This is a genomic window from Tenacibaculum sp. SG-28, assembly GCF_002954385.1.
Taxonomy (GTDB): Bacteria; Bacteroidota; Bacteroidia; order Flavobacteriales; family Flavobacteriaceae; genus Polaribacter.
Map to the genome: position 1 here is coordinate 310629 of NZ_MQVY01000002.1, position 23178 is coordinate 333806.

Consider the following 23178-nt stretch of genomic DNA (forward strand, 5'->3'; position numbering starts at 1 on the left):
TTTTTATAAAGTATTTTGTACGTTTAAAGGTACAAGATAATTCAGCTTATGCTTCGAATTCTTCTCTTAAAATTCGCTGCACGTCTAATATTGTTTCTTCTTCTAAGTCGGTTCTTTGCACTAACATTGAAACATCTTTTTCAATAACACTCTTTGCGGTGTCTAAACCGATCTTTTTAAACTCGTCGATTACCCAAGCTTCGATTTCATCAGAAAATTCTGTCAATTCAACATCCTCTTCTTCTAAACCTTCTCTCTGTACGTCTATCTCATAACCTGTTAGTTCACTTGCTAAACGAATGTTAACTCCTGAGCGTCCGATAGCTTTAGATACTTCTTCTGGTTTTAACAAAACGTTCACTCTCCCTTTTTTACCGCCTTTTTCTTCCTCGTACTTCTTGATATCAACAGAAACTACCTTTGCAGGACTCAAGGCTCTTGAAATGTAAAGTTGTTCGTTTTTAGTATAGTTGATTACATCGATATTTTCGTTCCCTAACTCTCTTACAATACTGTGAATACGAGACCCTTTAACTCCAACACAAGCACCTACAGGATCAATACGATCATCGTATGAATCTACGGCTATTTTCGCTTTATCTCCAGGAATCCTAGCTACGCCCTCTATAGTAATTAGACCGTCAAAAACTTCTGGAATTTCCTGCTCAAACAATTTTACTAAAAACTTTGGAGCTGTCCTAGACAATATAATCGTCGGCTTATTACCGCGTAATTCTACAGATTTAATAACGCCTCTAACAGTATCTCCTTTTCTAAAAAAGTCCGATCTAATTTGCTCACTTTTTGGCAATACTATTTCATTCCCTTCATCATCTAATAAAATCACTGCATTATGACGGATGTGATGCACTTCTGCACTGTAAATATCGCCTTCTAAATCTTTAAATTGCTTGAAGATATTCGTACTGTCGTGTTCGTGTATTTTAGAAATAAGATTTTGACGTAAGGCAAGAATTGCTCTTCTTCCAAGATCTACTAATTTTACCTCTTCAGAAACGTCTTCTCCTATTTCAAAATCCGGTTCAATTTTTCTTGCTTCCGCTAATTCGATTTCTTCGTTGTCATCTTCAGACATCCCATCGGCAACAACCACTCTATTTCTCCAAATTTCCAAATCCCCTTTATCCGGATTTATAATAATGTCAAAATTTTCATCCGATCCGAATCTACGTTTTAAAGCAGCTCTAAAAACTTCTTCTAGAATAGACATAAGTGTTACCCTGTCAATACTTTTATTATCTTTAAATTCTGAAAACGATTCGATTAACGCAATATTTTCCATCTCACTATCTTAAATTAAAATATAATCTTCACTTTAGCTTCTTTAATATCTTCATACCGCAATGTTTTTGACTTCTCTACAGTATGTTTTCCCTTACCTATTGGTTTAGGTTCTCTAACCTTCCATTGTAAAGTTATGGTATCTTCTGTCACCTCAGACAAGGTACCTTCAAAATCTTCTACTTCAGTTTTAACCTTTAGTATTCTATTAATGTTCTTTTTATACTGACGTTTGTTTTGGAGTGGATGTGCGATATCAGGAGTTGTAACCTCAAGAGAAAAATCTTCTTCTTCACGATCGAGATTGTGTTCTATATTCCTACTAATGCGCACACATTCGCTCAAGGGCACCCCTTGGTCTCCGTCTACAATTACTTTAATTTTACTGTTTGCTAAAAATTGCAAATCAATCAAAAAAAGTGATTGGTTTAAGTCTAAGGCCTCGTGTAATAAATCTTTAACTTTTTCCTGATTCATTTTAGGTATAAAAAGAGGGGACAAATGTCCCCCTCATCAATAACTCTTTTAAATTCTGTGCAAATATAGCAACTATTAACCAAACACACAAATTGGTTTTCTTTATTTTTTTCGTATATTTAAGTGTAAATCCCTCTTAATTTTTAATGATTCCTTATGAAAAATATCTTGATTCCAATTGATTTCTCCAAACATTCAAAATACGCCTGTTCCCTAGCCTCAAAAATAGCAAAAAAAACACATGCTAACGTGCACTTGCTACACATGGTTGAACTACCAACAGGAATTATAGACATGGGCTCTGGAAATAATTTTAGCATTCCAGAAAGCATGCTGTACATTCGAAAAGTTAAAGACAATTTATTGGATCTGAAAAAGAAATACTTTACAGAGATTTCTGAGGTAAAACACGCTATTCGGTTTCAAAACCCTTTTCAAGGAATTAAAGACTATTGCACAAAATTCAACATTGACCTGATCGTTATGGGCTCAAGAGGTCATACAGCATTGGAAGAAATAATCATTGGTTCCAATACCGAAAAAACAGTGCGAAGTATGGATATCCCAGTCTTAGTAACCAAAAAAGAAAATACAGATTTTAAATTTAAAAGAATCGTTTTTGCTTCTTCTTTTGATAGCCACGAAAACAAAGCCTTTTCAAAATTTGTTACGTTTGCCAAGTATTTTAAATCAAAAGTCTATTTGCTTAAAATAAATACGCCTCAAGTCTTTGAAAGCACGGCTATATCGAAGAAAAAAATAGAGACCTTTACAGAAAAATATGATCTGGAAAACTATTCGATTTGTATCTACAGTGACACTTCCGTAGAAAAAGGAATTCTAAATTTCTCGGAAGAAAAAAAAGTGGATTTAATCTCCTTAGCAACCCACGGAAGAAGCGGCCTTTCTCGATTTTTTAACGAAAGTATTTCTCTAAGTCTTTCGAAAAATGAACTAAAACCAGTATTGACCTATAAAATCTGATTTCAACTTTCAACAATTGCAATAACCACCTTATGTCGGCTAAGTATAATCACCGAATAATTGGCCTTATTTTGCAAAGAGTTGATTTTGATCCTTGAACGCTTTAAATTCTAGGGCGTTGTTTTCCGGGTCGAGAAAGAACATCGTCGCTTGCTCCCCTACTTGTCCCTTAAAACGGATGTAGGGCTCCACAATAAATGCGATATTTCTTGCCTTCAAATTTTCCGAAAGTTTTATCCATTCCTCCCATGATAAAACGACACCAAAATGAGGAACTGGAATATCTTTCCCATCTACAAAATTAGTACTTGTATTTTCCCTGGTCTCTGGTGCAGATTTTTCATGAATAACTAATTGATGTCCAAAGAAATTAAAATCGACCCAATGTGCGGCACTCCTACCCTCATCACATCCAAGAACATCCTTATAAAAAGCTCTACATATCTCTAAATTGTTTACGGGTATGGCTAAATGAAATGGATGCATATATTCTACTTTTTTAAGCATAATTACAAAGAAAGACAAATATAAAAAATAACCTCTACAACCAAAATATGATCGCGGCTACAAATTGAGCGCTTACGATTTTTCAGAACCAAAATATACTTCTTATACGGTAGGTTTTTCAAAGCAAAAAAAGACAGTAATTTTACTAACTGTCTTTCGTATAATTTACTTCAATTCATTAATCGATTCTCATTTTTAATCCTCGGTAAAATCTTGTAAATTAAAATTGATTGGAAAACTGAAACTCACATTGGCTGTCACATTATTATGTGATCCAGGAACAAATTCAGGTAATAATTTGATTACCCTAACTGCTTCTTCTTGCAATAGTTCACTTAAATCTGGCCCTTTGGTTTTAATATCTTCGATAGTCCCTTGTTTTGTTATGATAAAACTTACCCAAACATCACCTTCTACTTTCTGATGTAAAGCCTTTTTAGGGTATACTATATTCGAAATCAAATGACTTTCCATTTGAGAATTAAAGCAGTTTACTACATCATTAGTGCTAGAAACACATTCCTTAAATTGGGGTATTTGTTCAACATCATTAAAGGGAATGGTTATATTTGACTTTTTATTTAAAATAACAGCATTCACTGCTAATACCGATTTTTTAACATCAAACAACTCCAGCGCATGCAGTTTATTTAAAGTGTCAAACGAGACTATATCAGCCTTTTCTAATTCCGACAGAGAGATTGCTCTCTGTGAGATTAAACTTCGTCTCTTTTGTCTATTTCTATTCGAAACCACAATAACTTTAGACGAATTTTTCAATGTTCCATTTTTAGGAACAGCATTTCCTACCACCGAACACTTGGATATATTAGAAACCTCATTAAGCTCGGAATCCTCCTCTTCGGAAGTACATATCTCTTGCGCAAAAATCATATTTACGAAAAAGAAACCACATAAAATTAGCATTAATTTTTTCATAACATTAGTAGAATTTCTGTAACTACAAAAGACGACAAAACAACAACAGCTATTGTAAAATGTTGTTATAGGCGTATTGTACGCATGTGAAATTTTAATAAAATTACAGTAATTAGTTCTCAGTGCTGAGAACTACGAAATGTAAACTAAGCTAATCTTTAGGTTTGGTTTGTAAATAGGAATACTTTTTACAAATTCATAGGGTATGTTTGTCATTATTTTGGGGGATTAAAATGTTAATAACTAGGCCTTCTTGCCTTTTGGATTTTTACCAAATATAATAAAAATTATTCACAAGGATAAACCACGGCAATGATTTCACCATCATAAACCGTTAAAATCCCCTAATCTATTCGTGATATAAGAAATCATTATACGGAAATCTCTGTATGTGAATACTTTTTACGGCATCGTATACGACGTCTTTAAATTCCTCCAAATTACGCTTATCCAAAGCAGAAATAAACACACTATTTTGCCGCAAATCATTCATCCAAGTCTTCTTCCAATCCTCTAAAGTATAATGAGCTTTGGTCTTTTCCGTTAACAAATCATCTTCCTCTATAATTTGATGGGTGTAACCGTCTATTTTATTAAAAACCATAATAGTTGGTTTGTTAGCACTATCAATTTCACTCAAGATTTTATGAACCGATGCAATATGATCTTCAAAATTTGGGTGGGTGATATCCACAACATGTAAAAGTAAGTCTGCTTCTCTAACCTCGTCTAGAGTCGACTTAAAAGATTCAACCAATTGCGTAGGTAGCTTTCTGATAAAACCTACCGTATCGGTCATCAAAAAAGGAATATTTTTGATAACAACCTTTCTAACCGTGGTATCTAATGTTGCAAATAATTTATTTTCAGCAAAAACATCACTTTTACTGATGACATTCATCAAAGTAGATTTACCAACATTGGTATAACCAACCAAGGCCACCCGAACCATCTTTCCCCTATTTTTTCTTTGCACAGCCATTTGTTTGTCAATGGTTGTTAATTTTTTCTTTAACAGGGTGATTTTATCTCTAATAATTCGCCTATCGGTCTCAATTTCTGTTTCTCCAGGACCACGCATACCGATACCTCCTTTTTGCTTGTCTAAGTGTGTCCATAGACGAGTTAATCTTGGAAGTAAATATTGGTATTGGGCCAATTCTACTTGTGTTTTTGCAGAACTAGTTTGTGCTCGTTTGGCAAAAATATCGAGGATAAGATTGGTCCTATCCAGAATTTTACAGTCCAAAACCTTCTCAATATTTCGCAATTGTGCAGGCGACAATTCATCGTCGAAAATTGCGGTACCAATATCGTGTACATTTATATACGCTTTTACATCGTCTAATTTTCCGGAACCTAAAAATGTTTTGGGGTTTGGTTTTTCTAACTTTTGCACAAAACGCTTTACCGCAGTACCTCCTGCGGTGGCAGTTAAAAACTCTAACTCATCGAGGTATTCTTCAGACTTTTCCTCATCTTGCGTTTGGGTAATAATACCTATTAAAACCGCTTTTTCTGATATCGCTTTTCTTGTTTCTATCATATGCAGCAAAAGTACAAAATATTAAGACGTACCTCTCTACTAAGATTTACATTTTATATCAAGAAAACAGTTCAAAAAATATAAAAAACACCCCAAATTAGTGGGGTTGTTTAATTAATTTTTGTGATTTCTAGAAAACCGAAGAGGAACTTTATAGACCTCTATTTCTTTTAATTGTTTAACATTTACTTTTTTGTAATTTAGTTTTTGCTTGATAAAACTGCAAATTTCAGTATTTGAACATTGAATGTCTACAATAACGATCTCACTTTTTTTATTTATAACGAATACAACTGTTGTGCTAAGTTCTTCCTCAATGGTAAAATTTGTTTTTCCTAAAAGTTTTACAATAGTAGATCTCATTTCCCTCTTTTCAGGGTTTTCATTAGTTCCAAATGCAGTTACACTAAGGAGTAATGGCAGAATAAATAAAAATAATTTTCTCATTTTTTTAAATTTTATAGGATTTATTTTAGTGAATTTGTATGATTAAATTCTATACAAATATGATAAAACACTGTTCTTCAACAAACAAAAAAATATTACTAAAATATTGCAAAGAGGTTATGTTTTTGTAATTCGATACTCTATTTATATTCGCTTCATATTGCATACTGTATATCGCAGCTGTAAAAAGTATGGAATTTAATCGCCTTGTTCGGCCATATTTTTCGAATTCTTTTACAAAAAATAGAATTTAATGATAAAAACATAGAATTGCACGTTATGAATATGTTGCTATAGTTTGTAACTTGTGCAAAATTTAGCTGTACTAATGTGTGAAAATAAAAACAACAACCTCCTTACTGTAGCATTTTATAATGTAGAAAATTTGTTTGACACAAAAAATGACCCGTATACCAATGATAATGAATTTACTGCTACAGGGAAATTACACTGGACGAAAAGAAAATATCTTAGAAAATTAAAAAATATTTCCTCTATCGTATCGCTAATAGGAACCAATAGCACAGCTACACCTCCTGCAATTATAGGATTGGCTGAGGTTGAAAACGCAGAAGTTTTACAAGATTTAACAGCACATCCGAATTTAATAGAGCATCGGTATAAATTTATACATTTTGAGTCTTTGGACGAACGAGGTATGGACGTGGCTTTGTTATATAAATATGACTCGTTTACCGTACTGTCCTCTAAAACACATGCCTTTCATTTTTACGACGAAGACGGCACACGAGACTATACCAGAGATCTATTAGAAGTTAAAGGTGTTTTGCATGGTGATTTAGTTTATATACTCGTAAATCATTGGCAATCGAGGCTAGAGGGCAAGGCAAAAACAAACGCAAGACGTGTCGAAGCCGCTACTTTTGTGCGACAAAAAATACAAGAAATAAAAGCAAATGAAAAAGCAGATCCAAAATTCATTATAATGGGCGATTTTAACGATGACCCCTCTAGTGAAAGTATAAAAGATTATTTGGTAAAAGAAGACTTTTTTAATCCGATGGAAGACTTACACCAGAGAAATTCTGGATCTCTAAACTACTATGGTAGATGGCATTTATTTGATCAAATCATTTTATCTAGAAATTTTTTTAATGAAAAAAGTAGTCTTGCATTTCAAAAAGCTAGTATTTTTAAAAAGCCTTGGATGAAAATTCAAAAAGGAAAATATAAAGGAAGCCCTCTGCGAACTTACATAGGTCCATGGTATAAAGGTGGTTATTCCGACCATTTTCCAGTGTACGTAACATTTGAGAAAAAATAAAGCTTTTAGAAATATCTAAAAGCTTTATTGCGTTATTTATTATCTATTTTTTACTTATTCAACAGTTACAGATTTAGCTAAATTTCTTGGTTGGTCTACATTTTTACCAAGCATCACTGCAATGTGATACGATAAAAGTTGTAATGGAATTGTTGTTAATAAAGGTGTAAAAGCTTCGTCAGTATCTGGTATTTCTATAACGTGATCGGCAATTTCTCTAACCGTTACATCTCCTTCTGTTACGATAGCAACAATCTTACCACTTCTCGATTTTATTTCTTGAATATTACTAACTACTTTTTCATAGTGCCCTTTACTTGTTGCAATAACAAAAACAGGCATATTTTCGTCAATTAAAGCAATAGGGCCATGCTTCATCTCTGCAGCAGGATAACCCTCTGCGTGGATGTAAGAAATCTCTTTTAATTTCAGTGCTCCTTCCAAAGCAACCGGGAAATTAAATCCCCTACCCAAATACAAACAATTTGTAGCTTCTTTATATACATCAGCGATATCACGTACCAGAGGGTCTATAGCCAATAACTTCTCCACCTGATTCGGAATCTGTTGTAAGGCTTGTAAGTACCCGTTGATTGTGGAAGTAGATAAGGTTCCTTTTGCTTGTGCTAATTTTAATGTAATTAAAGAAAGAACTGTTATTTGCGTTGTAAATGCTTTTGTTGAAGCAACTCCAATTTCTGGTCCTGCGTGGGTATATGCTCCCGCGTGGGTCTCTCTCGAGATCGAAGAACCAACGACATTACAAACACCAAAAACAAATGCTCCTTTAGACTTTGCTAATTTAATAGCAGCAAGCGTATCTGCAGTTTCGCCCGATTGTGAAATCGCAATAACAACATCTTTCGAGGTGATTATAGGGTTTCGATACCTAAATTCAGAGGCGTATTCTACCTCGACAGGGATTCTTGCCATGTCTTCGAAAAGATACTCTCCAACCAATCCTGCATGCCATGATGTCCCGCAGGCTACAATAATTATTCGGTCTGCATTTAAAAACTTAGATAAATTATCATCAACCCCTGCCATACGAATTACTCCTTCGTTAGCTAGCATTCTACCTCTATACGTATCGACAATCGCTTTAGGCTGCTCGTGTATTTCCTTCAGCATAAAGTGGTCGTAACCTCCTTTTTCTATTTGCTCTAAATTTAATTGAAGTTCTTGAATAGTGGCATCAATTTCCTTATCATTATCAATTTTTCGAACTTTTATACCCTTATCTTTTTTTATAATAGCAAGTTCTCCATCTTCTAAATAAATTGCATTTTTAGTATACTCTATAAATGGAGACGCATCAGACGCTACAAAAAACTCCTCGTTCTTATCGCCAACTCCAATCGCTATTGGACTTCCTAATTTAGCAACGACCAATTCGTTTGGTTTTGTCTTGTCAAAAACGGCAATTGCGTAAGCTCCAATAACATTAGTAAGCGCTAATTGTACAGCCTTACCTAACTTACAGCCCTCTGTTTTCTTAACTTCCTCTATTAAATTAATTAATACCTCAGTATCGGTATCACTGTGAAAAGTATATCCTCGAGCAACTAATTCTTTCTTGAGAGTATCGTAATTTTCGATTATACCATTATGAACGATAACTAAATCTCCAGACTGCGAAAAATGTGGATGGGAATTTACATCGTTTGGCACACCATGGGTAGCCCATCTGGTGTGACCTATTCCTATTTTCCCTTCCTTTTTTGCTCCATCACTAGAAACAATAGCCTCAAGATCAAATACTTTACCTTTGGTTTTAGACAATTGTATTTGCTCTCCGTCATAAACCATGATACCAGCACTATCATATCCTCGATATTCTAGTCGTTTTAAACCATTAATAACAATAGGATAAGCATCTCTGTACCCTATATACCCCGTTATTCCACACATAATAATTTTTTGTTTTTTCTATTTTCTCTCTGAATATGTTAAGCGTAACACCGCTCTTTTGGTTCCATGAGACTGTTCGTCGTTATTTAACAAAGTAACCCCTCTAGGATTCCAATTATAGGTTGATACATTAATATTTAAAACCCCATTCGTTGTTGGATCATCTGTGGGATTGTAAACTTTTAAAATTAAGGGATTATTATCTGATGAATTACCGTTTATCACATTCGCTATATGGTCCGTAATTCTAAACGAATAATTCTCAGGATTATCTTGTTCATCCAACAACAAATTACCTCCGTAATAATCTGGTTCTCTGTAAGTATCTGAAAGTTGGATTGGGCTATCTTCTGCATCAGTTGTGTAAAGCAATAAATTTTGTGGCAAAATATACGAATTTGGGTTAACTGTTTGATTAACATAAAAGTTCAACATTGCATCATTAACCAACAAACCGAGGTTATTATTTGTTTCATCCTTAATAGAAGCTAACTCTTGTAGATCCAAATAACCGTCTTGGTTAGAATCTTTGTCTTGATGAATTAAAATAGGGTTTTCTGAATCTTCTTGTTTAATCTTTTCTAGACTAACGCCTTTAATTTTTATAGAAGCCATAGTACCTGCAGTTCCTTGTATTAGAAAATTATTATCTGGAGGAGGAGTAGTAGCAGGGGACATCGCATAAATACTATTTTTCACACCTGCTAAGGGAAAAGAATATTTTGAAGGTACCGTGTCTTTGTGCGTTAAAACGTCTTCTCCCTCTTTTATTTCTTGTCTTGTTATGGTGTAATAAAAATCAACACTTGCTTGACCTAATAGGGTTAAAGGGACCATGGAACCATCTTCCCCTTGCGCCTTTACTATAATACCTCTAAAATAATCCTTAAAAAGTTCCTCTGATGAAAATTCAGTGTCATAGAATTTATCCCAAAACAATTCTTTCATTGTTTCTATTTGCAAAGGAATAGCTAAAAACGGACCCGTAACAGGTTCTAATTTTTCTTCTGTTTTAAAAGTTGAACCGTTTGCATGATGCCTCGTTACAACAAGCATTGTATCTACTGCCCTTGGTTCTAAAAAAACTTCTTCACTTAAAATGTTTCCTTGCAAATAATTGTAGTTGGAGGGAAAAGAATTACTTTGTGATGGATCGTTTGGATCTAGACTATTTAAAAATGTTTCACTTTGATATACCGTTAAATTAACAGGTTTTAAAGTATCACCCAAAATAGAATCCAATTTAAATTTTGGTTGCCTATCATCATAAAAACCAATATTGGTTGCAGTATATGGTAGTTTTAAAATAACTTGATCTAGAATAAATGTTGAATCAATTTTTAGGCTTTGAACTGTTTCATTTTCAGCAGGAGAAACATCTTTCGTTTTTAGGTTACTTGCAAGACCTAATTGGGAAATGAATGATCCTTCAATTTTTTTGTAATCGCCACTATTATACACACCAAGCCAGTATTCTGAAATCGTAGTACCTATATTATCTGCTCGTACGCTTTCTAAATCAACCTCTTCAATCTCAATTTCTAAATCTATTTGATTAGTTAAAAATTTATTATTGTCAACAATATTAGTTGCTATATCACTAAAATCTTCTTCACACGAAATTAAGGTAGTCAAACATAAAATGCTTAGACTAAGAACACCTATCTTCTTCATCATTGTTTTTATTCGCTTAATTCTAAAACATTTTCTTTATAAAATTCCAAATAGGCTTCTGTCAAGTTTTCTTCCGACTGAAACTCTAATACTTTAGTGTCTCCATTAGAAATATAAGATTCTATTTCTTTGGGTAAAACAGCGCTTCCCTTTACAATAGCATCAGAGTTATCAATGGCACTTTTAAGAATGTTAATATAGTTTGGTGTTTCAAATGTAGCAGCTTCTTTTTCACTGATTTTATCAAAACGAACTTTTGTAGCAAGTTCTTGGTTGAGTTCTCCATCAAATCCATTATTGTATAGTGAAGTAACAATTTTACTTTCTGTAAACAATGGTTCTTCTTTGTAGAATTCTCTCAGGTAAAGAGGCAATAAAGACGCTAACCATCCGTGAACGTGAATAATATCTGGAGCCCAATTTAATTTTTTAACTGTTTCGACAACTCCTTTCGCAAAGAAAATCATGCGCTCGTCGTTATCGTTAAAAAGGGTATCGTCTTCATCGGAATACACTGCTTTACGTTTAAAATACTCATCATTATCAATAAAGTAAACTTGCATTCTCTCTTTTGGAATGGATGCCACTTTAATAATTAAAGGCATATCCATATCATTGATAATAAGATTCATACCAGACAAGCGAATAACCTCATGTAATTGATGTCTACGCTCATTAATCACACCAAAACGAGGCATAAAAATACGGGTTTGAACTCCTTTTGAATGCGCTTGTTTTGCAACATTAAATGCTGTTGACGATAATTCTGTTTCTGGTAAATAAGGGGTTACCTCTGAGGAAACATATAATATTCTCTTATCCTTCATTGAATCGAACTCTTTTATATAAAGTTGCAAAAGTACGAATTTTTATGCTAAAATGATGTTAAATTGCTAATTTTGCTCGTTTTCAATTCGAATGTGATGGATATTTTTAAAACAAAAACTGCTTTACGAGCTACTTTAACAAAATATAAAAAAGAGCATAAAACTATTGGTTTTGTGCCTACGATGGGGGCCCTTCATGATGGCCACCTATCCCTTGTTAGAAAATCAAAAGAAGAAAATGACATAACTGTGGTTAGTATATTTGTAAATCCTACGCAATTTGACAATAAAAAAGATTTAGAAAAATATCCAAAAACCTTTAATAAAGATTGCAATCTTCTCGAAAGTGTAGGTTGTGACATTCTGTATTACCCAACTACTCAAGACATTTATGAAGGTGAATTGGCGGCGGAAAAATTCAGTTTTAATGGTTTAGAATTTCAAATGGAGGGTAAGCATAGAGAAGGACATTTTGATGGTGTTGGAACCATCGTGAAAAAATTGTTTAAAATAACCGAACCAAACAAGGCGTATTTCGGAAGAAAAAGATTTCAGCAATTGCAAATAGTAAAACAACTCGTAAACCAAGAAAAAATCCCTGTGACCATTAAAGGACAGCCTATTTTAAGGGAGAAAGATGGTTTGGCTATGAGCTCAAGAAATGCTCGTTTAACTAGAGAACACCGAGAAATTGCGCCTTTGATATACAAAACTTTACAAGAGGTACAACAACGATTCCCTTACGAAACCATTCAAAATCTAAACCAATGGGTGCAGGAAGTTTTCGAAAAAGAACCATTATTGCAGTTGGAGTATTTTTGTATTGCGGATACAAGTAATTTACAGACAGTGCAAAAAAAAGAGCTCCATCAGAAGTACCGTGCTTTCATAGCAGTATTTGCGGGAGATATTCGACTGATAGACAATATTTCGCTTCAATAAAATTTATAAAATAAAAGATTAATAGGTAAAAACATTTATTTTTGTAATATGTTAGTTCAAGTAGTAAAATCTAAAATCCACCGGGTAAAAGTTACTGGTGCGGATTTAAATTATATTGGAAGTATCACCATAGATGAAGATTTAATGGATGCAGCTGGTATTATTGAAGGAGAAAGAGTTCAAATAGTTAACAACAATAACGGGGAACGACTAGAAACATACGCCATACCTGGGCCAAGAGGGAGTGGAGAAATCACGCTTAACGGAGCTGCAGCTAGAAGAGTGCAGCGCGGTGATGTATTGATACTTATTGTTTACGCGTTTATGGAACTAGAGGAAGCAAAAAATTTTAAGCCAAAACTCGTTTTTCCTAACGAGTCCGATAATACATTAGGTTAACATTGGATGTGAAAAAGATTTTAAAAATTGCGATTCCCCTAGGATTAGGTGGTTTTTTGGTTTGGTACTCCTTTACTATCGTTCCTCCTAAGGAGCTATTGGAGTATTTTAAAGGTGCTAACTATTCTTGGGTATTTTTGGGGTTATTCTTCGGATTATTAAGCCATCTATCCAGAGCTTATCGATGGAAATACCTCCTCGAACCAATGGGCTACAAACCCGATTTTTTAAACAGTGTTATGGCTGTTTTAGTTGCCTACCTAGTTAATATTTTTATCCCGAGAGGAGGGGAAGTATCCAGAGCTGCGGTAATGGCCAACTATGAAAAAATACCATTTGAAAAAGGTTTTGGCACTATCGTAGCAGAACGAATTGCAGATTTAGTAATGATGCTAATCGTTATTTTAATTACTCTTTTTTTTCAATTTGACTTTATTTACAATCTAGTAGTAGAAAATTTCGATCCTGTTAAAATATTCTTAGCGATTACCGCTTTAACAATAGGGATATTCTTGTTTAAAAGGTATCTAAAAAATGCAACTACAGGCATAGGTTTTAAATTAAAAAATTTCTTGCTCAGTCTATCGGAGGGAGTAACGAGTATTTTCAAGATGAAAAACAAATGGCCCTTTATTTTACACACTATTTTTATTTGGGTAATGTACGTAGCAATGTTTTGGGCAACGGTTCCAGCTATTGAGGGCTTAACAGTTCCATTTGGAGGAGTTTTAGTTGGCTTTCTTGCCGGTGGTTTTGCCATTGCAGCTACCAATGGAGGATTAGGAGCATACCCAGCTGCCGTAGGAGCAGCTTTAACACTTTTTGGAATCGCCAGCAAAACCGCTGTTGCCTTTGGAAGCGTTATGTGGGCTGCACAAACGGCAATGATTATTATTTTTGGAGGATTGGCGTTTTTACTCTTGCCTGTCTACAATAAAAATAAATAGTTTTCTTTTCTTTGTAAGTAAATCCGATGCTTTCTATGGCTAAAATAAAAACTACTTTTTTTGTCAAAATTGCGGTACACAACATGCAAAATGGACAGGGCAATGTTCTGTTTGTAAGGAATGGAATACCATTGTAGAGGAAGTAATTCAAAAAGAAGAAAAAAGGAATTGGAAAACCAAACCGCAAAAGCAAACACTTAGCTCCACTCCGTTGCGAATTGCAGACATAACTTTAAATGCTGAAGAACGAATCCCAACTACCAATAAAGAACTGGATACTGTTTTGGGAGGTGGAATTGTAAAAGGAGCAGTTGTTTTACTCGGGGGAGAACCCGGAATAGGTAAATCTACGTTGCTTTTGCAAGTAGCGTTAAAAATAAGGCAAAAAGTACTTTATGTTTCTGGAGAGGAAAGTCAATCACAAATAAAAATGCGTGCAGAACGACTGGAGGAACTACATTCAAATTGTTTGATTTTAACGGAGACAAATACGCAAAAAATATTTAAAACTATTGAAGAAATTCAACCAGAAATTTTAGTAATAGACTCTATTCAAACTTTGCATACTAATGCCATTGAAGCATCTCCTGGTAGCATATCACAAATTCGAGAAACCTCAGCAGAATTAATCAAATTTGCCAAAGAAACAGCCACTCCAGTATTATTGATAGGACACATAAATAAGGAAGGACATATTGCAGGACCAAAGATTTTAGAACATATGGTAGATGTTGTTTTACAATTTGAAGGTGACAGAAACCATACCTACCGTATATTACGATCGCAAAAAAATAGATTTGGGTCTACTGCAGAATTAGGAATCTACGAAATGTTGTCGAATGGATTACGGGAAGTCGCAAACCCTTCAGAACTATTAATTTCAAAGAAAGATGCAGATTTGAGTGGAACTGCAATTGCATCTACTTTGGAAGGAATACGACCTCTGATGATTGAAATCCAAGCTTTAGTAAGCACAGCAGTATACGGAACCCCACAAAGAACAACTACCGGCTATAACTTAAAAAGGCTTCATATGATTCTGGCAGTGCTTGAGAAAAGAGCTGGTTTCAAATTAGGCGCAAAAGATGTTTTTTTAAATGTCACTGGTGGAATCCATGTAGACGATCCTGCAATAGATTTAGCTGTCGTTGCTGCTATCTTATCCTCTAACCAAGATTTACCAATTAACCCAAATGTTTGTTTTGCAGCAGAAGTAGGTTTGGCAGGGGAAATAAGACCTGTTTCAAAAATCGACCAGCGTATCATAGAGGCAGAAAAACTCGGCTACAAAACTATGGTGACCTCTAAGTACAATAAAATATCCTCTCGAGAAACCAACATTAAAATTTTACTTGTAACTAAAATTGAAGAGGCTTTTGCCACACTTTTTGCCGAATAATTAGCTGGAAAAATACGAATTTTATTGGGTCAGTTCTATCAATGTAGCTCTGTAGGCCGATAACAACTTTGATTTGGATATAAATCCAACATACTTTTTATCTTCCACAACAGGTAAATTCCAAGCATCACTTTTCTTGAATTTTTTCATTACTGTTTCTGTAGTATCCTCACTAAAAATTACAGCTGGAGCCTGCTTCATCAAAACCTGAATGGTTAACGTGTCGTATAATTCTTGATCAAACATTAAAGGTCGGATATCATCTAGTAATACAATACCTAAAAAATGCTCTTGATCGTCGATAACTGGAAAAATATTTCGAGAAGATTTAGCTACTGCAGATTTTAGCATTTCACCCAAGGTCATGTTTGGATGTATGGGCACAAAATTATTTTCAATTAATGTATCCATATGCAATAGTAGCATCACGTTTTTGTCTTTATCGTGTGTAATCAATTCTCCACGTTTTGCCAATTCGTAAGTATAAATAGAATTGGACACGAAATACTTAGTTATGGCAAAAGAAATCGCAACAACTAACATTAAAGGAACAAATAATTCATATCCTCCAGTAATTTCAGCTATTAAAAAAATTGCTGTTAATGGTGCGTGTAGCACCCCTGCCATAAGACCACTCATACCAATTAATGTAAAGTTGCTTTCAGAAACATTACCGCCAAAGGCATTGATAATTTTTGCAAAAACATTTCCAAGAGAACTGCCCATAACCAAAGTAGGAATAAAAATTCCACCGACACCACCTGCTGCAAAAGTAGTAGTCATGGCTATTGCTTTAAATATTGTGATGAGCAACAAAAACACAATCACCATCCAAATGTTATCTAAATTTATAGTATATGGTATCGCTTCAAGAACCTTTACCGCATCGTCCTCTAACAAGTTATTAATAATGTCATAACCTTCACCGTATAGCGGTGGTAAAAAATACAACATCGTGCCAATTGCAATCGAACCTACTATCAACCTATAAAACTTGCTTTTAAACCGAGTAAAGAATCGTATAATTTTAAAATATATCTTAGAAAAATAAACGGAAGCTACCCCTGTACCGATTCCTAACAAAACATAATAGAATGTCTCGGTTATTACAAATTGATCTTTCAATTCAAATCCCAATAAGACATCTTGTCCTAAAAAAAAATACGAAGTAATTACCGCAGATACAGAGGCCAAAAGTAAAGGAACTAAAGAAGCGAAAGCAAGGTCTAAACTAAAAATTTCAACGGCAAAAATAATGGCTGCAACCGGAGCCTTAAACATCGACGACATAGCTCCTGCAGTGGCACAGCCTATAAGAAGCATTCTTGTTTTAGTTGGCATTTTAAACAATTGAGAGATTGTAGACCCTAATGCAGTACCTGTACTCACAGCAGGTCCTTGTAACCCTGCTGAACCACCAAATCCTACTGTTATCGGAGCAGTAAGCAATGATGCATATATCTTATACTTTTCAATGATTCCACTTCGCATAGCAATAGCATGTAATGTGGAAGGTATGCCATGGCCAATTTCTTTCTTGATTACTTTATTTCGGAGATAATACACTAAGAAAAGGCCTATGACAGGGAAAATAAAATACAAAGAATGGTGTATGTCTTTGATAAATTTACCCTCTAGTACAGACTGGAAGAAATAGGTTAGATTTTTTAGTAAAAGTGTTCCGATTCCGGCTAAGAAACCAACCAAAATACTTAAAAAGTACACAAATTGTCTTTCAGAAATTGCTTTGTATCTCCAAACAAGTAGATTTTTAACTATTTTTTTTGTCTTTATCATCGAGTTACAAATACATTACTATTCTTGCCTTAAAAAATATACAAAGAATAAATGTAAGTAATACTATCCAAAATACAGAGCAAATCGGATTTATTTCAAAAAAATAGAAGGTGTTTTTAGAAAAATTAAAGTGGTTTAACAACACCCACCTCCATCGTAATGAAAAGTGGACTCGCTAACAAAAATATCTTCTCTTCCCAACTGAAGCAGTGCATTGGCTGTTTTATCACAAATTGCTAATGGTTGATTTTGCAGTAATGTATGCCCTTTATTATCATCAAAATACTTCTCTTCGCCGAAGTAAATAGCGGCTTTTCCTGTAAAAACGCACGGACCATCGGATGGCATAGGATCTTTAATTGCAGCCACCTCAATCGACTCAATAAAGAGTAGTGATTTTGTAGGGTACGTTTTTGGATCTAGTATTCGATATGGCTTCCTAGCTCTGATCTCAATCGTACCAAAACCAGCATCTGTAAGCATTTTTACATACTCCGCAATGGGTAAACTACCACTCAAACACAAGGCGCGTAAACGCGCATCATTACGAAGTTCTTCACTCATTGGTTGTTCACAAGTAGGGTCGCTCATTACCAATCTACCGTGTGGCTTTAAAACGCGATACATTTCAGCAATTGCCTTTTTAAGGTCGTCCTTTTTGAAAATATTAAAAAGACAATTTTGCGCAGCAACATCTATAGAATTATCGGCTACAGGAAGGTGTAATGCATCTCCTTTTCGCAAAGTCACAAAATCACGTTTAAACCAAGGATTTTCTTTTTCAGCTACTTTAAAATTTTGTTTTGATGCTGCTAACATTTCATCCACCACATCGATACCAATCACTCCCGATGTTTGTCTGGAAAAATATGCGAATTGTAACAGCTCCATACCTCCTCCTACACCAACATAGAGAATTTTTGGGCTATTGGTTAAATCACGAGCATGTACAGTGGAACCACATCCATAATTCATTTCTTGCATGATTTTAGGTATCTTTAACCCTGGTAATTCCCATATGGGGTTTGTGGTACAGCACAAGCCAACCTCAGGGGTTAATGCAGCTTTTTTATATATGTCCTTAGTGGTTTCTAAATAACTCATATCATCACAAAATTAGTGCAATTAAAATTTAAAGTGAAGCTATTAAATCTCTGAATAACGCAATCATTTTTGGTTCCGCTTGTCCTGCCACAGCAATTATTTCTTGAATGTTTACTGGTTTTAAATTTTTGGGATCACATTCATCGGTTAATACAGAAATAGCTGCGCAAGGTAGCTGAAGGTGTTTTGCTACAATAACCTCAGGTACAGTGCTCATACCGACAGCGTCTACTTCTAAAATTTGCAGCATTCTATACTCTGCCCTTGTTTCCAACTGCGGTCCTACAACACTAGCATAGACCCCTTCTTTTAAATCTATAGCATTCGCTATCGCAATAGCCTTCAATTTATCGTTCAAGCATTTGGAATAAGGTTCTAACATATCCGCAAATAAGTCTCCAAAGTTACTGGCTCCCTTAAATGCTAACGGAGAACCTCCTTGCAGATTAAGATGATCTTCTAGCAACATTAAATCTCCCTTTTTATAGGCTGTATTAATAGCACCTGCCGCATTAGAAATCAACAAATTTTTTACCCCTAATTGATGCATAGTTCGTATTCCATAAGTAACTTCCCACAAGTCATACCCTTCATACAAATGAAATCTACCAGACATCACAAGAACTTTTTTACCTGCTATTGAACCGTATATAAGTCGACCAGAGTGAAACGCCACAGTTGCCTGGGGAAAGTTTGGAATATCGGCATAAGCGACCTCTATTTCTATAGAAATTTCATGCAGAAACTTCCCTAAACCCGTTCCTAATACGATGCCTATCTCGGGGCTATTAATTCCTTTGTTTTGCAGATACTTTTTCGTAGCTTCTAGTTGTTCTATTCTGTTCATTACAGTTTTATTTATAAAATTTATCAAACAATTTAATGTCTTTAATATCTTCAAAAACATCAATATCGTTTAAAGGCTCGAGCAAATGTACAGAAAGCCCTTCTAAATCTTTTAATGTTTCTTCATATACGGAAGTGGAACCCCAATTTTTATTTCTAAAAATATTTGGTATATGATTTTTGCAACCCAATAAGTAATATCCCCCATCTTTTGCAGGCCCTATTACTGTATCATGGCTGTTCAGTTGCTCAAAAGCTTCTGTAAGATGTATTTCTTGAAGATCTAGTAAGTCGCTACCAATCACAACAACCTTAGAATATCCTTTTGCAAAAGCATTTTTAAACGCAATATCCATTCGTGCTCCAAGATGCGTTCCAATTTGCACATATTTCTGATATGAAGTAGGCTCCCAAATATCATTTTCCTCAATTTCCTCAGAATAATAAACGGCCTTATCAAATGTAGACGCTTGGGTTATCGATTTTGTATGTTCTAGTAGGAACTGATAGATATGTAGAGCAGGAACGGTACCTATAGATTTTGCCAAACGTGTTTTTACTCTTCCTAGCTTTGGATTTCGAGTAAAAATTAACAGTAAATTTTTAGCCATTACAGAGATTAAAATAAAGATTGTTACTTATTTTTAAAAGGATACAATTCTTGGTTTACAAAGTCTTTGGGAAAATTTTCATCTCCCGGAAAACCAAGTTCAATATCTCTTCCACTGAAGGGAATATAGTTTGTTTTAAAAATATAATCCCATAGACTTAAGGTAATACCAAAATTAACTCCTCTCTTTTTTGCATTAGGCAGGTGTTTTGCATGATGCCATATATGCATTTTAGGATTGTTAAAAACGTACTTTAAAACTCCGTAATCCCAATTGATATTGGCGTGATTTAAGTGACCTATAACAATGGTGAAAAAGTGAACGATTGCGACATCTTGCGGTGTATAACCACCTAATATAGCTAAGGCAATATACTTTATAGAATTATACACCACAGGTTCCATCCAGTGGTATCGAAGATGGGCTGCAAACCCCATTTCCTTTACCGAGTGATGTATTTTATGGAAGTTCCATAAAAAGGAAGTTTATGCAACATAATATGGGTGCACCATTGCACAAAATCTAGTACGATAAAAAAGACCAACAACTGAAAAAAATAAGACATCGCGCTTACATCAAATACTTTAAAACTTTGTACGGATAAACCAAATACCCCTAAAATATCATTGAAAAATTGGGCTGCGGTGTTTGATAGCGCAATTAAAACAAGTAAGTTTAAAAGAAAAAAATTGAAAAACATATAGAAAAAATCAAGCCAAAAATCTTTTCTAAAGATGGATTGGTTTTTCGCCAAGGAAAAACTAGTTCGAGAACCCAAACTACCAAAGAAATAAGCAACAAGCCATAGAAATAATTATCCCATTGAATTTGAAACAAAACCGATTCTTTGAGATAGTTCCAATACCCACTGTAGGAATTTTGTATTATTTCTATGTATTTACGCATATTAAAAAATACTAAATATAGCTTATTTCGAAGATAAAAACTACTACTTAGGTCGTCAAAATCGCCTCTAAATTACAAAAGCCGTTGAGTGAAAACTTAGCGGCTTTTGTATGAGATTATAGATTTTTATTTTTTGTTATTTTCTTTAATATATTTTTCAAGCGCCATTGTCATCGATGGAGTTTCCGGAGTCGGAGCGGCGATGTCTACACGTAAATCACGATCTTTAACCGCTTTTATAGTAGAATTTCCAAATACGGCAATACGCGTATCGTTTTGTTTAAAATCTGGAAAATTCTTGAATAAACTATCAATACCCGATGGGCTAAAGAAAACTAATATATCGTAAAATACGTTTTCTAAATCCGATAAATCACTAACTACCGTACGATATAAATCCGCACGCTTCCAGTCTACTCCCAATTTATCTAGTTCATTGGGAATTAAAGCCTTCAACTTATCTGAGGATGGTAGTAAAAATTTTTCGGTTTTGTGTTTTTTAATTAATTTTGATAATTCAGGAAATGTTCTATTCCCTACGTAAATTTTACGTTTCCTGTACACTACGTACTTCTGTAAATAATATGCCACTGCCTCTGATTGGCAAAAATATTTCATATCATCTGGCACCGTGAATCGCATCTCTTCCGCAATTCTAAAAAAATGATCAACAGCATTTCTACTTGTAAGAATGATGGCGGAAAAGTTATTAAGATCAATTTTCTGGGTTCTAACTTCCTTTACAGGAATACCTTCTACATGAATAAATGAGCGAAAATCAATTTTTACTTTTTGTTTTTCAGCCAAATCGAAGTAAGGAGAAGTTTCGGTTTTAGGGGCAGGTTGAGACACTAAAATAGTTTTCACTTTCATAAAATTTATCTTTACGTTGTTGTTGTTTTATAAAGAAGCAATAGCGGTGCTATTTCAAGAGTGCAAAAGTACAAAATAAAATAAAACAACTTACTTATAAGCAACCTTTTATTGTTAATGAAAATTAAAAAGGTTCTACAACCGAGTAGAAGTCCAAAATACACGAGTAGAAAAGTAATGTTTGAATAGGTGTATTGGTATACAATTAACGCTGGTAACATCCATAATGCCAACGTTACTAAATAGCCATATTTTAATCTAGAAAAGTAATCTAAATACTCTTGTATTCCAAGAATTTTCATCAAGCAGATATCTACAAAATACTTTAGCACATAAATAATTAAAATAGCTAAGGAAATTTTAAAAAAAGAAATAAATCCTTGGAGCGGACCGTTAAAGTGTTCTAAAATTTCATAACAAAACAAAGATAGTGTAGTAACACCTAAAACAAAAAAAACCATATTGGAGTAGGTAAGTATTGGGCTGTTTTCTGTATTTTTTTTCTTAAAAAAGCCTACGGTAAAAAAAGCAGTAGTGTAATTGTGTAACTCGTTAGCGTTTATTAGTTTGAGAATCGCTAACATTGCAATAACGAATAAGATTACCAAGGTACACCAGGTATCATCACTTTTTATTAGTTCAATAGCTTGCAAATTGTTCTTTCTTGCTTCGGTTAATTAACACAAAATTAGTGATAAATTAGTGTATATTTGCCCTAATTTAGTATAAATATGATGTCAGACAGCTTAGTTATAATACCAACTTACAACGAAAGAGAAAATATTGAAAGTATTGTAAGGACCGTGTTCCAACTCAAAAAGCAATTTCACATATTGGTTGTTGATGATAGTTCACCCGATGGCACTACTGACATTGTTAGAGCCCTTCAAAAAGAATATAAAGAACAATTGTTTTTGGAGGTTCGCGCAGGAAAAAAAGGTTTAGGAACAGCCTATATCCATGGTTTTCAATGGGCGTTAAGCAGGAATTATGCGTATGTAATAGAAATGGATGCTGATTTTTCGCACAATCCAGAAGATCTACCGAGGTTATACCATGCGTGTAAAGTAGAAGGTGCTGATGTTTCGGTGGGGTCGAGGTATTCTGTCGGTGTAAATGTTGTTAACTGGCCAATGCACCGAGTACTTTTATCCTATTTTGCCTCCAAATATGTTCGAATGATCACCGGTATACCAATACACGACACTACTGCTGGCTTTGTTTGTTGGAAGAGAGAGGTACTAGAAAAAATAAAACTAGATCATGTAAAATTTGTTGGTTATGCTTTTCAAATTGAAATGAAATACAAAGCTTGGAAACATGGCTTTAATATCAAAGAGGTATCTGTAATTTTTACAGATAGAACAAAAGGCGAATCTAAAATGAGCGGAAGTATTGTATCAGAAGCTTTCTTTGGAGTTATTAAAATGAGAATAAACGGTTTACCTAGATAAT

Annotated in this window: 21 protein-coding genes and 2 pseudogenes; 7 read left to right on the plus strand and 16 right to left on the minus strand. The window is 34.3% G+C overall.

Annotation, left to right across the window (positions count from 1 at the left end):
* Window positions 1–46 precede the first annotated feature (46 nt).
* Together nusA and rimP are read right to left on the minus strand one after the other, a co-directional pair.
* Complete coding sequence (nusA, locus tag BSU00_RS06355; protein WP_105003628.1) at window positions 47–1303, minus strand: transcription termination factor NusA; 1257 nt, start codon at window positions 1301–1303, stop codon at window positions 47–49.
* A gap of 14 nt (window positions 1304–1317) precedes the next feature.
* Entirely contained in the window at window positions 1318–1779 is a 462-nt protein-coding gene (rimP, locus tag BSU00_RS06360; protein WP_105003629.1) for a ribosome assembly cofactor RimP, read from the minus strand.
* A gap of 156 nt (window positions 1780–1935) precedes the next feature.
* Here rimP and BSU00_RS06365 point away from each other — a divergent pair, with 156 nt between their 5' ends.
* Window positions 1936–2763 carry a universal stress protein gene (locus tag BSU00_RS06365; RefSeq protein WP_105003630.1) on the plus strand — a complete coding sequence of 276 codons (828 nt, stop codon included), beginning with the start codon at window positions 1936–1938 and terminating at the stop codon, window positions 2761–2763.
* Window positions 2764–2829: 66 nt separating this feature from the next.
* Here BSU00_RS06365 and BSU00_RS06370 read toward each other — a convergent pair whose 3' ends face one another.
* From BSU00_RS06370 to BSU00_RS06385, 4 genes are all read right to left on the minus strand, one after another.
* Window positions 2830–3270 carry a VOC family protein gene (locus BSU00_RS06370; protein WP_199176767.1) on the minus strand — a complete coding sequence of 147 codons (441 nt, stop codon included), beginning with the start codon at window positions 3268–3270 and terminating at the stop codon, window positions 2830–2832.
* Between the two features lie 195 nt (window positions 3271–3465).
* The gene (locus BSU00_RS06375) at window positions 3466–4209 is read right to left on the minus strand and encodes an energy transducer TonB (protein ID WP_105003631.1); all 744 of its coding nucleotides are present in this window, start codon (window positions 4207–4209) and stop codon (window positions 3466–3468) included.
* Between the two features lie 349 nt (window positions 4210–4558).
* Window positions 4559–5755, minus strand: a complete 1197-nt coding sequence (gene hflX, locus BSU00_RS06380) for a GTPase HflX (protein ID WP_105003632.1) — start codon at window positions 5753–5755, stop codon at window positions 4559–4561.
* A gap of 114 nt (window positions 5756–5869) precedes the next feature.
* Window positions 5870–6202, minus strand: a complete 333-nt coding sequence (locus tag BSU00_RS06385; protein WP_105003633.1) for a hypothetical protein — start codon at window positions 6200–6202, stop codon at window positions 5870–5872.
* A gap of 328 nt (window positions 6203–6530) precedes the next feature.
* Here BSU00_RS06385 and BSU00_RS06390 point away from each other — a divergent pair, with 328 nt between their 5' ends.
* Window positions 6531–7487 (plus strand): endonuclease/exonuclease/phosphatase family protein, encoded by a 957-nt coding sequence (locus BSU00_RS06390; protein ID WP_105003634.1) that lies wholly within the window; start codon window positions 6531–6533, stop codon window positions 7485–7487.
* 54 nt (window positions 7488–7541) lie between these two features.
* Here the strand turns inward: BSU00_RS06390 and glmS are convergent, their stop codons facing one another.
* The 3 genes from glmS to BSU00_RS06405 are packed head-to-tail and all read right to left on the minus strand — an operon-like array spanning window position 7542 to window position 11899.
* A complete protein-coding gene (gene glmS / locus BSU00_RS06395) occupies window positions 7542–9398 on the minus strand; it encodes a glutamine--fructose-6-phosphate transaminase (isomerizing) (RefSeq protein ID WP_105003635.1) in 1857 nt (618 codons plus the stop codon).
* A gap of 18 nt (window positions 9399–9416) precedes the next feature.
* Window positions 9417–11075: a DUF4270 family protein gene (locus BSU00_RS06400; RefSeq protein WP_105003636.1), complete on the minus strand. Its 1659-nt coding sequence runs from the start codon at window positions 11073–11075 to the stop codon at window positions 9417–9419.
* A 5-nt stretch (window positions 11076–11080) separates the two neighbouring features.
* The gene (locus BSU00_RS06405) at window positions 11081–11899 is read right to left on the minus strand and encodes a glycogen/starch synthase (RefSeq protein WP_105003637.1); all 819 of its coding nucleotides are present in this window, start codon (window positions 11897–11899) and stop codon (window positions 11081–11083) included.
* A gap of 96 nt (window positions 11900–11995) precedes the next feature.
* Here BSU00_RS06405 and panC point away from each other — a divergent pair, with 96 nt between their 5' ends.
* From panC to radA, 4 genes and pseudogenes are all read left to right on the plus strand, one after another.
* Window positions 11996–12841, plus strand: coding sequence for a pantoate--beta-alanine ligase (gene panC, locus BSU00_RS06410; RefSeq protein WP_105003638.1), 846 nt, complete (start codon window positions 11996–11998; stop codon window positions 12839–12841).
* 48 nt (window positions 12842–12889) lie between these two features.
* Window positions 12890–13240: an aspartate 1-decarboxylase gene (gene panD, locus BSU00_RS06415; protein WP_105003639.1), complete on the plus strand. Its 351-nt coding sequence runs from the start codon at window positions 12890–12892 to the stop codon at window positions 13238–13240.
* 2 nt (window positions 13241–13242) lie between these two features.
* Window positions 13243–14187, plus strand: coding sequence for a lysylphosphatidylglycerol synthase transmembrane domain-containing protein (locus BSU00_RS06420; protein ID WP_105003640.1), 945 nt, complete (start codon window positions 13243–13245; stop codon window positions 14185–14187).
* A gap of 35 nt (window positions 14188–14222) precedes the next feature.
* Window positions 14223–15586, plus strand: a pseudogene (gene radA / locus BSU00_RS06425) (DNA repair protein RadA).
* Window positions 15587–15607: 21 nt separating this feature from the next.
* On the opposite strand, the gene BSU00_RS06430 reads toward radA, so the two are convergent.
* The 7 genes and pseudogenes from BSU00_RS06430 to BSU00_RS06460 all read right to left on the minus strand — a co-directional run bounded on the left by BSU00_RS06430 (window position 15608) and on the right by BSU00_RS06460 (window position 22376).
* A complete protein-coding gene (locus tag BSU00_RS06430) occupies window positions 15608–17383 on the minus strand; it encodes a chloride channel protein (RefSeq protein ID WP_105003641.1) in 1776 nt (591 codons plus the stop codon).
* Between the two features lie 135 nt (window positions 17384–17518).
* Entirely contained in the window at window positions 17519–18487 is a 969-nt protein-coding gene (gene arsM, locus BSU00_RS06435; protein WP_105003642.1) for an arsenosugar biosynthesis arsenite methyltransferase ArsM, read from the minus strand.
* Between the two features lie 28 nt (window positions 18488–18515).
* Complete coding sequence (locus BSU00_RS06440; RefSeq protein WP_105003927.1) at window positions 18516–19334, minus strand: purine-nucleoside phosphorylase; 819 nt, start codon at window positions 19332–19334, stop codon at window positions 18516–18518.
* A gap of 7 nt (window positions 19335–19341) precedes the next feature.
* Window positions 19342–19944: a TIGR04282 family arsenosugar biosynthesis glycosyltransferase gene (locus BSU00_RS06445; RefSeq protein ID WP_105003643.1), complete on the minus strand. Its 603-nt coding sequence runs from the start codon at window positions 19942–19944 to the stop codon at window positions 19342–19344.
* 23 nt (window positions 19945–19967) lie between these two features.
* Window positions 19968–20850: pseudogene (locus tag BSU00_RS06450) on the minus strand (sterol desaturase family protein).
* A 126-nt stretch (window positions 20851–20976) separates the two neighbouring features.
* The gene (locus BSU00_RS06455) at window positions 20977–21723 is read right to left on the minus strand and encodes a uroporphyrinogen-III synthase (protein ID WP_105003644.1); all 747 of its coding nucleotides are present in this window, start codon (window positions 21721–21723) and stop codon (window positions 20977–20979) included.
* 11 nt (window positions 21724–21734) lie between these two features.
* On the minus strand, window positions 21735–22376 hold the full coding sequence (locus BSU00_RS06460; protein WP_105003645.1) for a DUF4271 domain-containing protein: 642 nt from the start codon (window positions 22374–22376) through the stop codon (window positions 21735–21737).
* 81 nt (window positions 22377–22457) lie between these two features.
* Here BSU00_RS06460 and BSU00_RS06465 point away from each other — a divergent pair, with 81 nt between their 5' ends.
* Window positions 22458–23177 (plus strand): polyprenol monophosphomannose synthase, encoded by a 720-nt coding sequence (locus tag BSU00_RS06465; RefSeq protein ID WP_105003646.1) that lies wholly within the window; start codon window positions 22458–22460, stop codon window positions 23175–23177.
* Window position 23178 lies beyond the last annotated feature (1 nt).

Coding starts and splice junctions, on each gene's coding strand:
- nusA (WP_105003628.1), bottom strand. CDS start 1,303: ATGGAAAATATTGCGTTAATCGAATCGTTTTCAGAATTTAAAGATAAT.
- BSU00_RS06375 (WP_105003631.1), bottom strand. CDS start 4,209: ATGAAAAAATTAATGCTAATTTTATGTGGTTTCTTTTTCGTAAATATG.
- hflX (WP_105003632.1), bottom strand. CDS start 5,755: ATGATAGAAACAAGAAAAGCGATATCAGAAAAAGCGGTTTTAATAGGT.
- BSU00_RS06400 (WP_105003636.1), bottom strand. CDS start 11,075: ATGATGAAGAAGATAGGTGTTCTTAGTCTAAGCATTTTATGTTTGACT.
- BSU00_RS06385 (WP_105003633.1), bottom strand. CDS start 6,202: ATGAGAAAATTATTTTTATTTATTCTGCCATTACTCCTTAGTGTAACT.
- rimP (WP_105003629.1), bottom strand. CDS start 1,779: ATGAATCAGGAAAAAGTTAAAGATTTATTACACGAGGCCTTAGACTTA.
- arsM (WP_105003642.1), bottom strand. CDS start 18,487: ATGAGTTATTTAGAAACCACTAAGGACATATATAAAAAAGCTGCATTA.
- glmS (WP_105003635.1), bottom strand. CDS start 9,398: ATGTGTGGAATAACGGGGTATATAGGGTACAGAGATGCTTATCCTATT.
- BSU00_RS06365 (WP_105003630.1), top strand. CDS start 1,936: ATGAAAAATATCTTGATTCCAATTGATTTCTCCAAACATTCAAAATAC.
- BSU00_RS06455 (WP_105003644.1), bottom strand. CDS start 21,723: ATGAAAGTGAAAACTATTTTAGTGTCTCAACCTGCCCCTAAAACCGAA.
- BSU00_RS06430 (WP_105003641.1), bottom strand. CDS start 17,383: ATGATAAAGACAAAAAAAATAGTTAAAAATCTACTTGTTTGGAGATAC.
- BSU00_RS06405 (WP_105003637.1), bottom strand. CDS start 11,899: ATGAAGGATAAGAGAATATTATATGTTTCCTCAGAGGTAACCCCTTAT.
- BSU00_RS06440 (WP_105003927.1), bottom strand. CDS start 19,334: ATGAACAGAATAGAACAACTAGAAGCTACGAAAAAGTATCTGCAAAAC.
- BSU00_RS06445 (WP_105003643.1), bottom strand. CDS start 19,944: ATGGCTAAAAATTTACTGTTAATTTTTACTCGAAATCCAAAGCTAGGA.
- BSU00_RS06370 (WP_199176767.1), bottom strand. CDS start 3,270: ATGCTTAAAAAAGTAGAATATATGCATCCATTTCATTTAGCCATACCC.
- BSU00_RS06390 (WP_105003634.1), top strand. CDS start 6,531: ATGTGTGAAAATAAAAACAACAACCTCCTTACTGTAGCATTTTATAAT.
- panD (WP_105003639.1), top strand. CDS start 12,890: ATGTTAGTTCAAGTAGTAAAATCTAAAATCCACCGGGTAAAAGTTACT.
- panC (WP_105003638.1), top strand. CDS start 11,996: ATGGATATTTTTAAAACAAAAACTGCTTTACGAGCTACTTTAACAAAA.
- BSU00_RS06465 (WP_105003646.1), top strand. CDS start 22,458: ATGTCAGACAGCTTAGTTATAATACCAACTTACAACGAAAGAGAAAAT.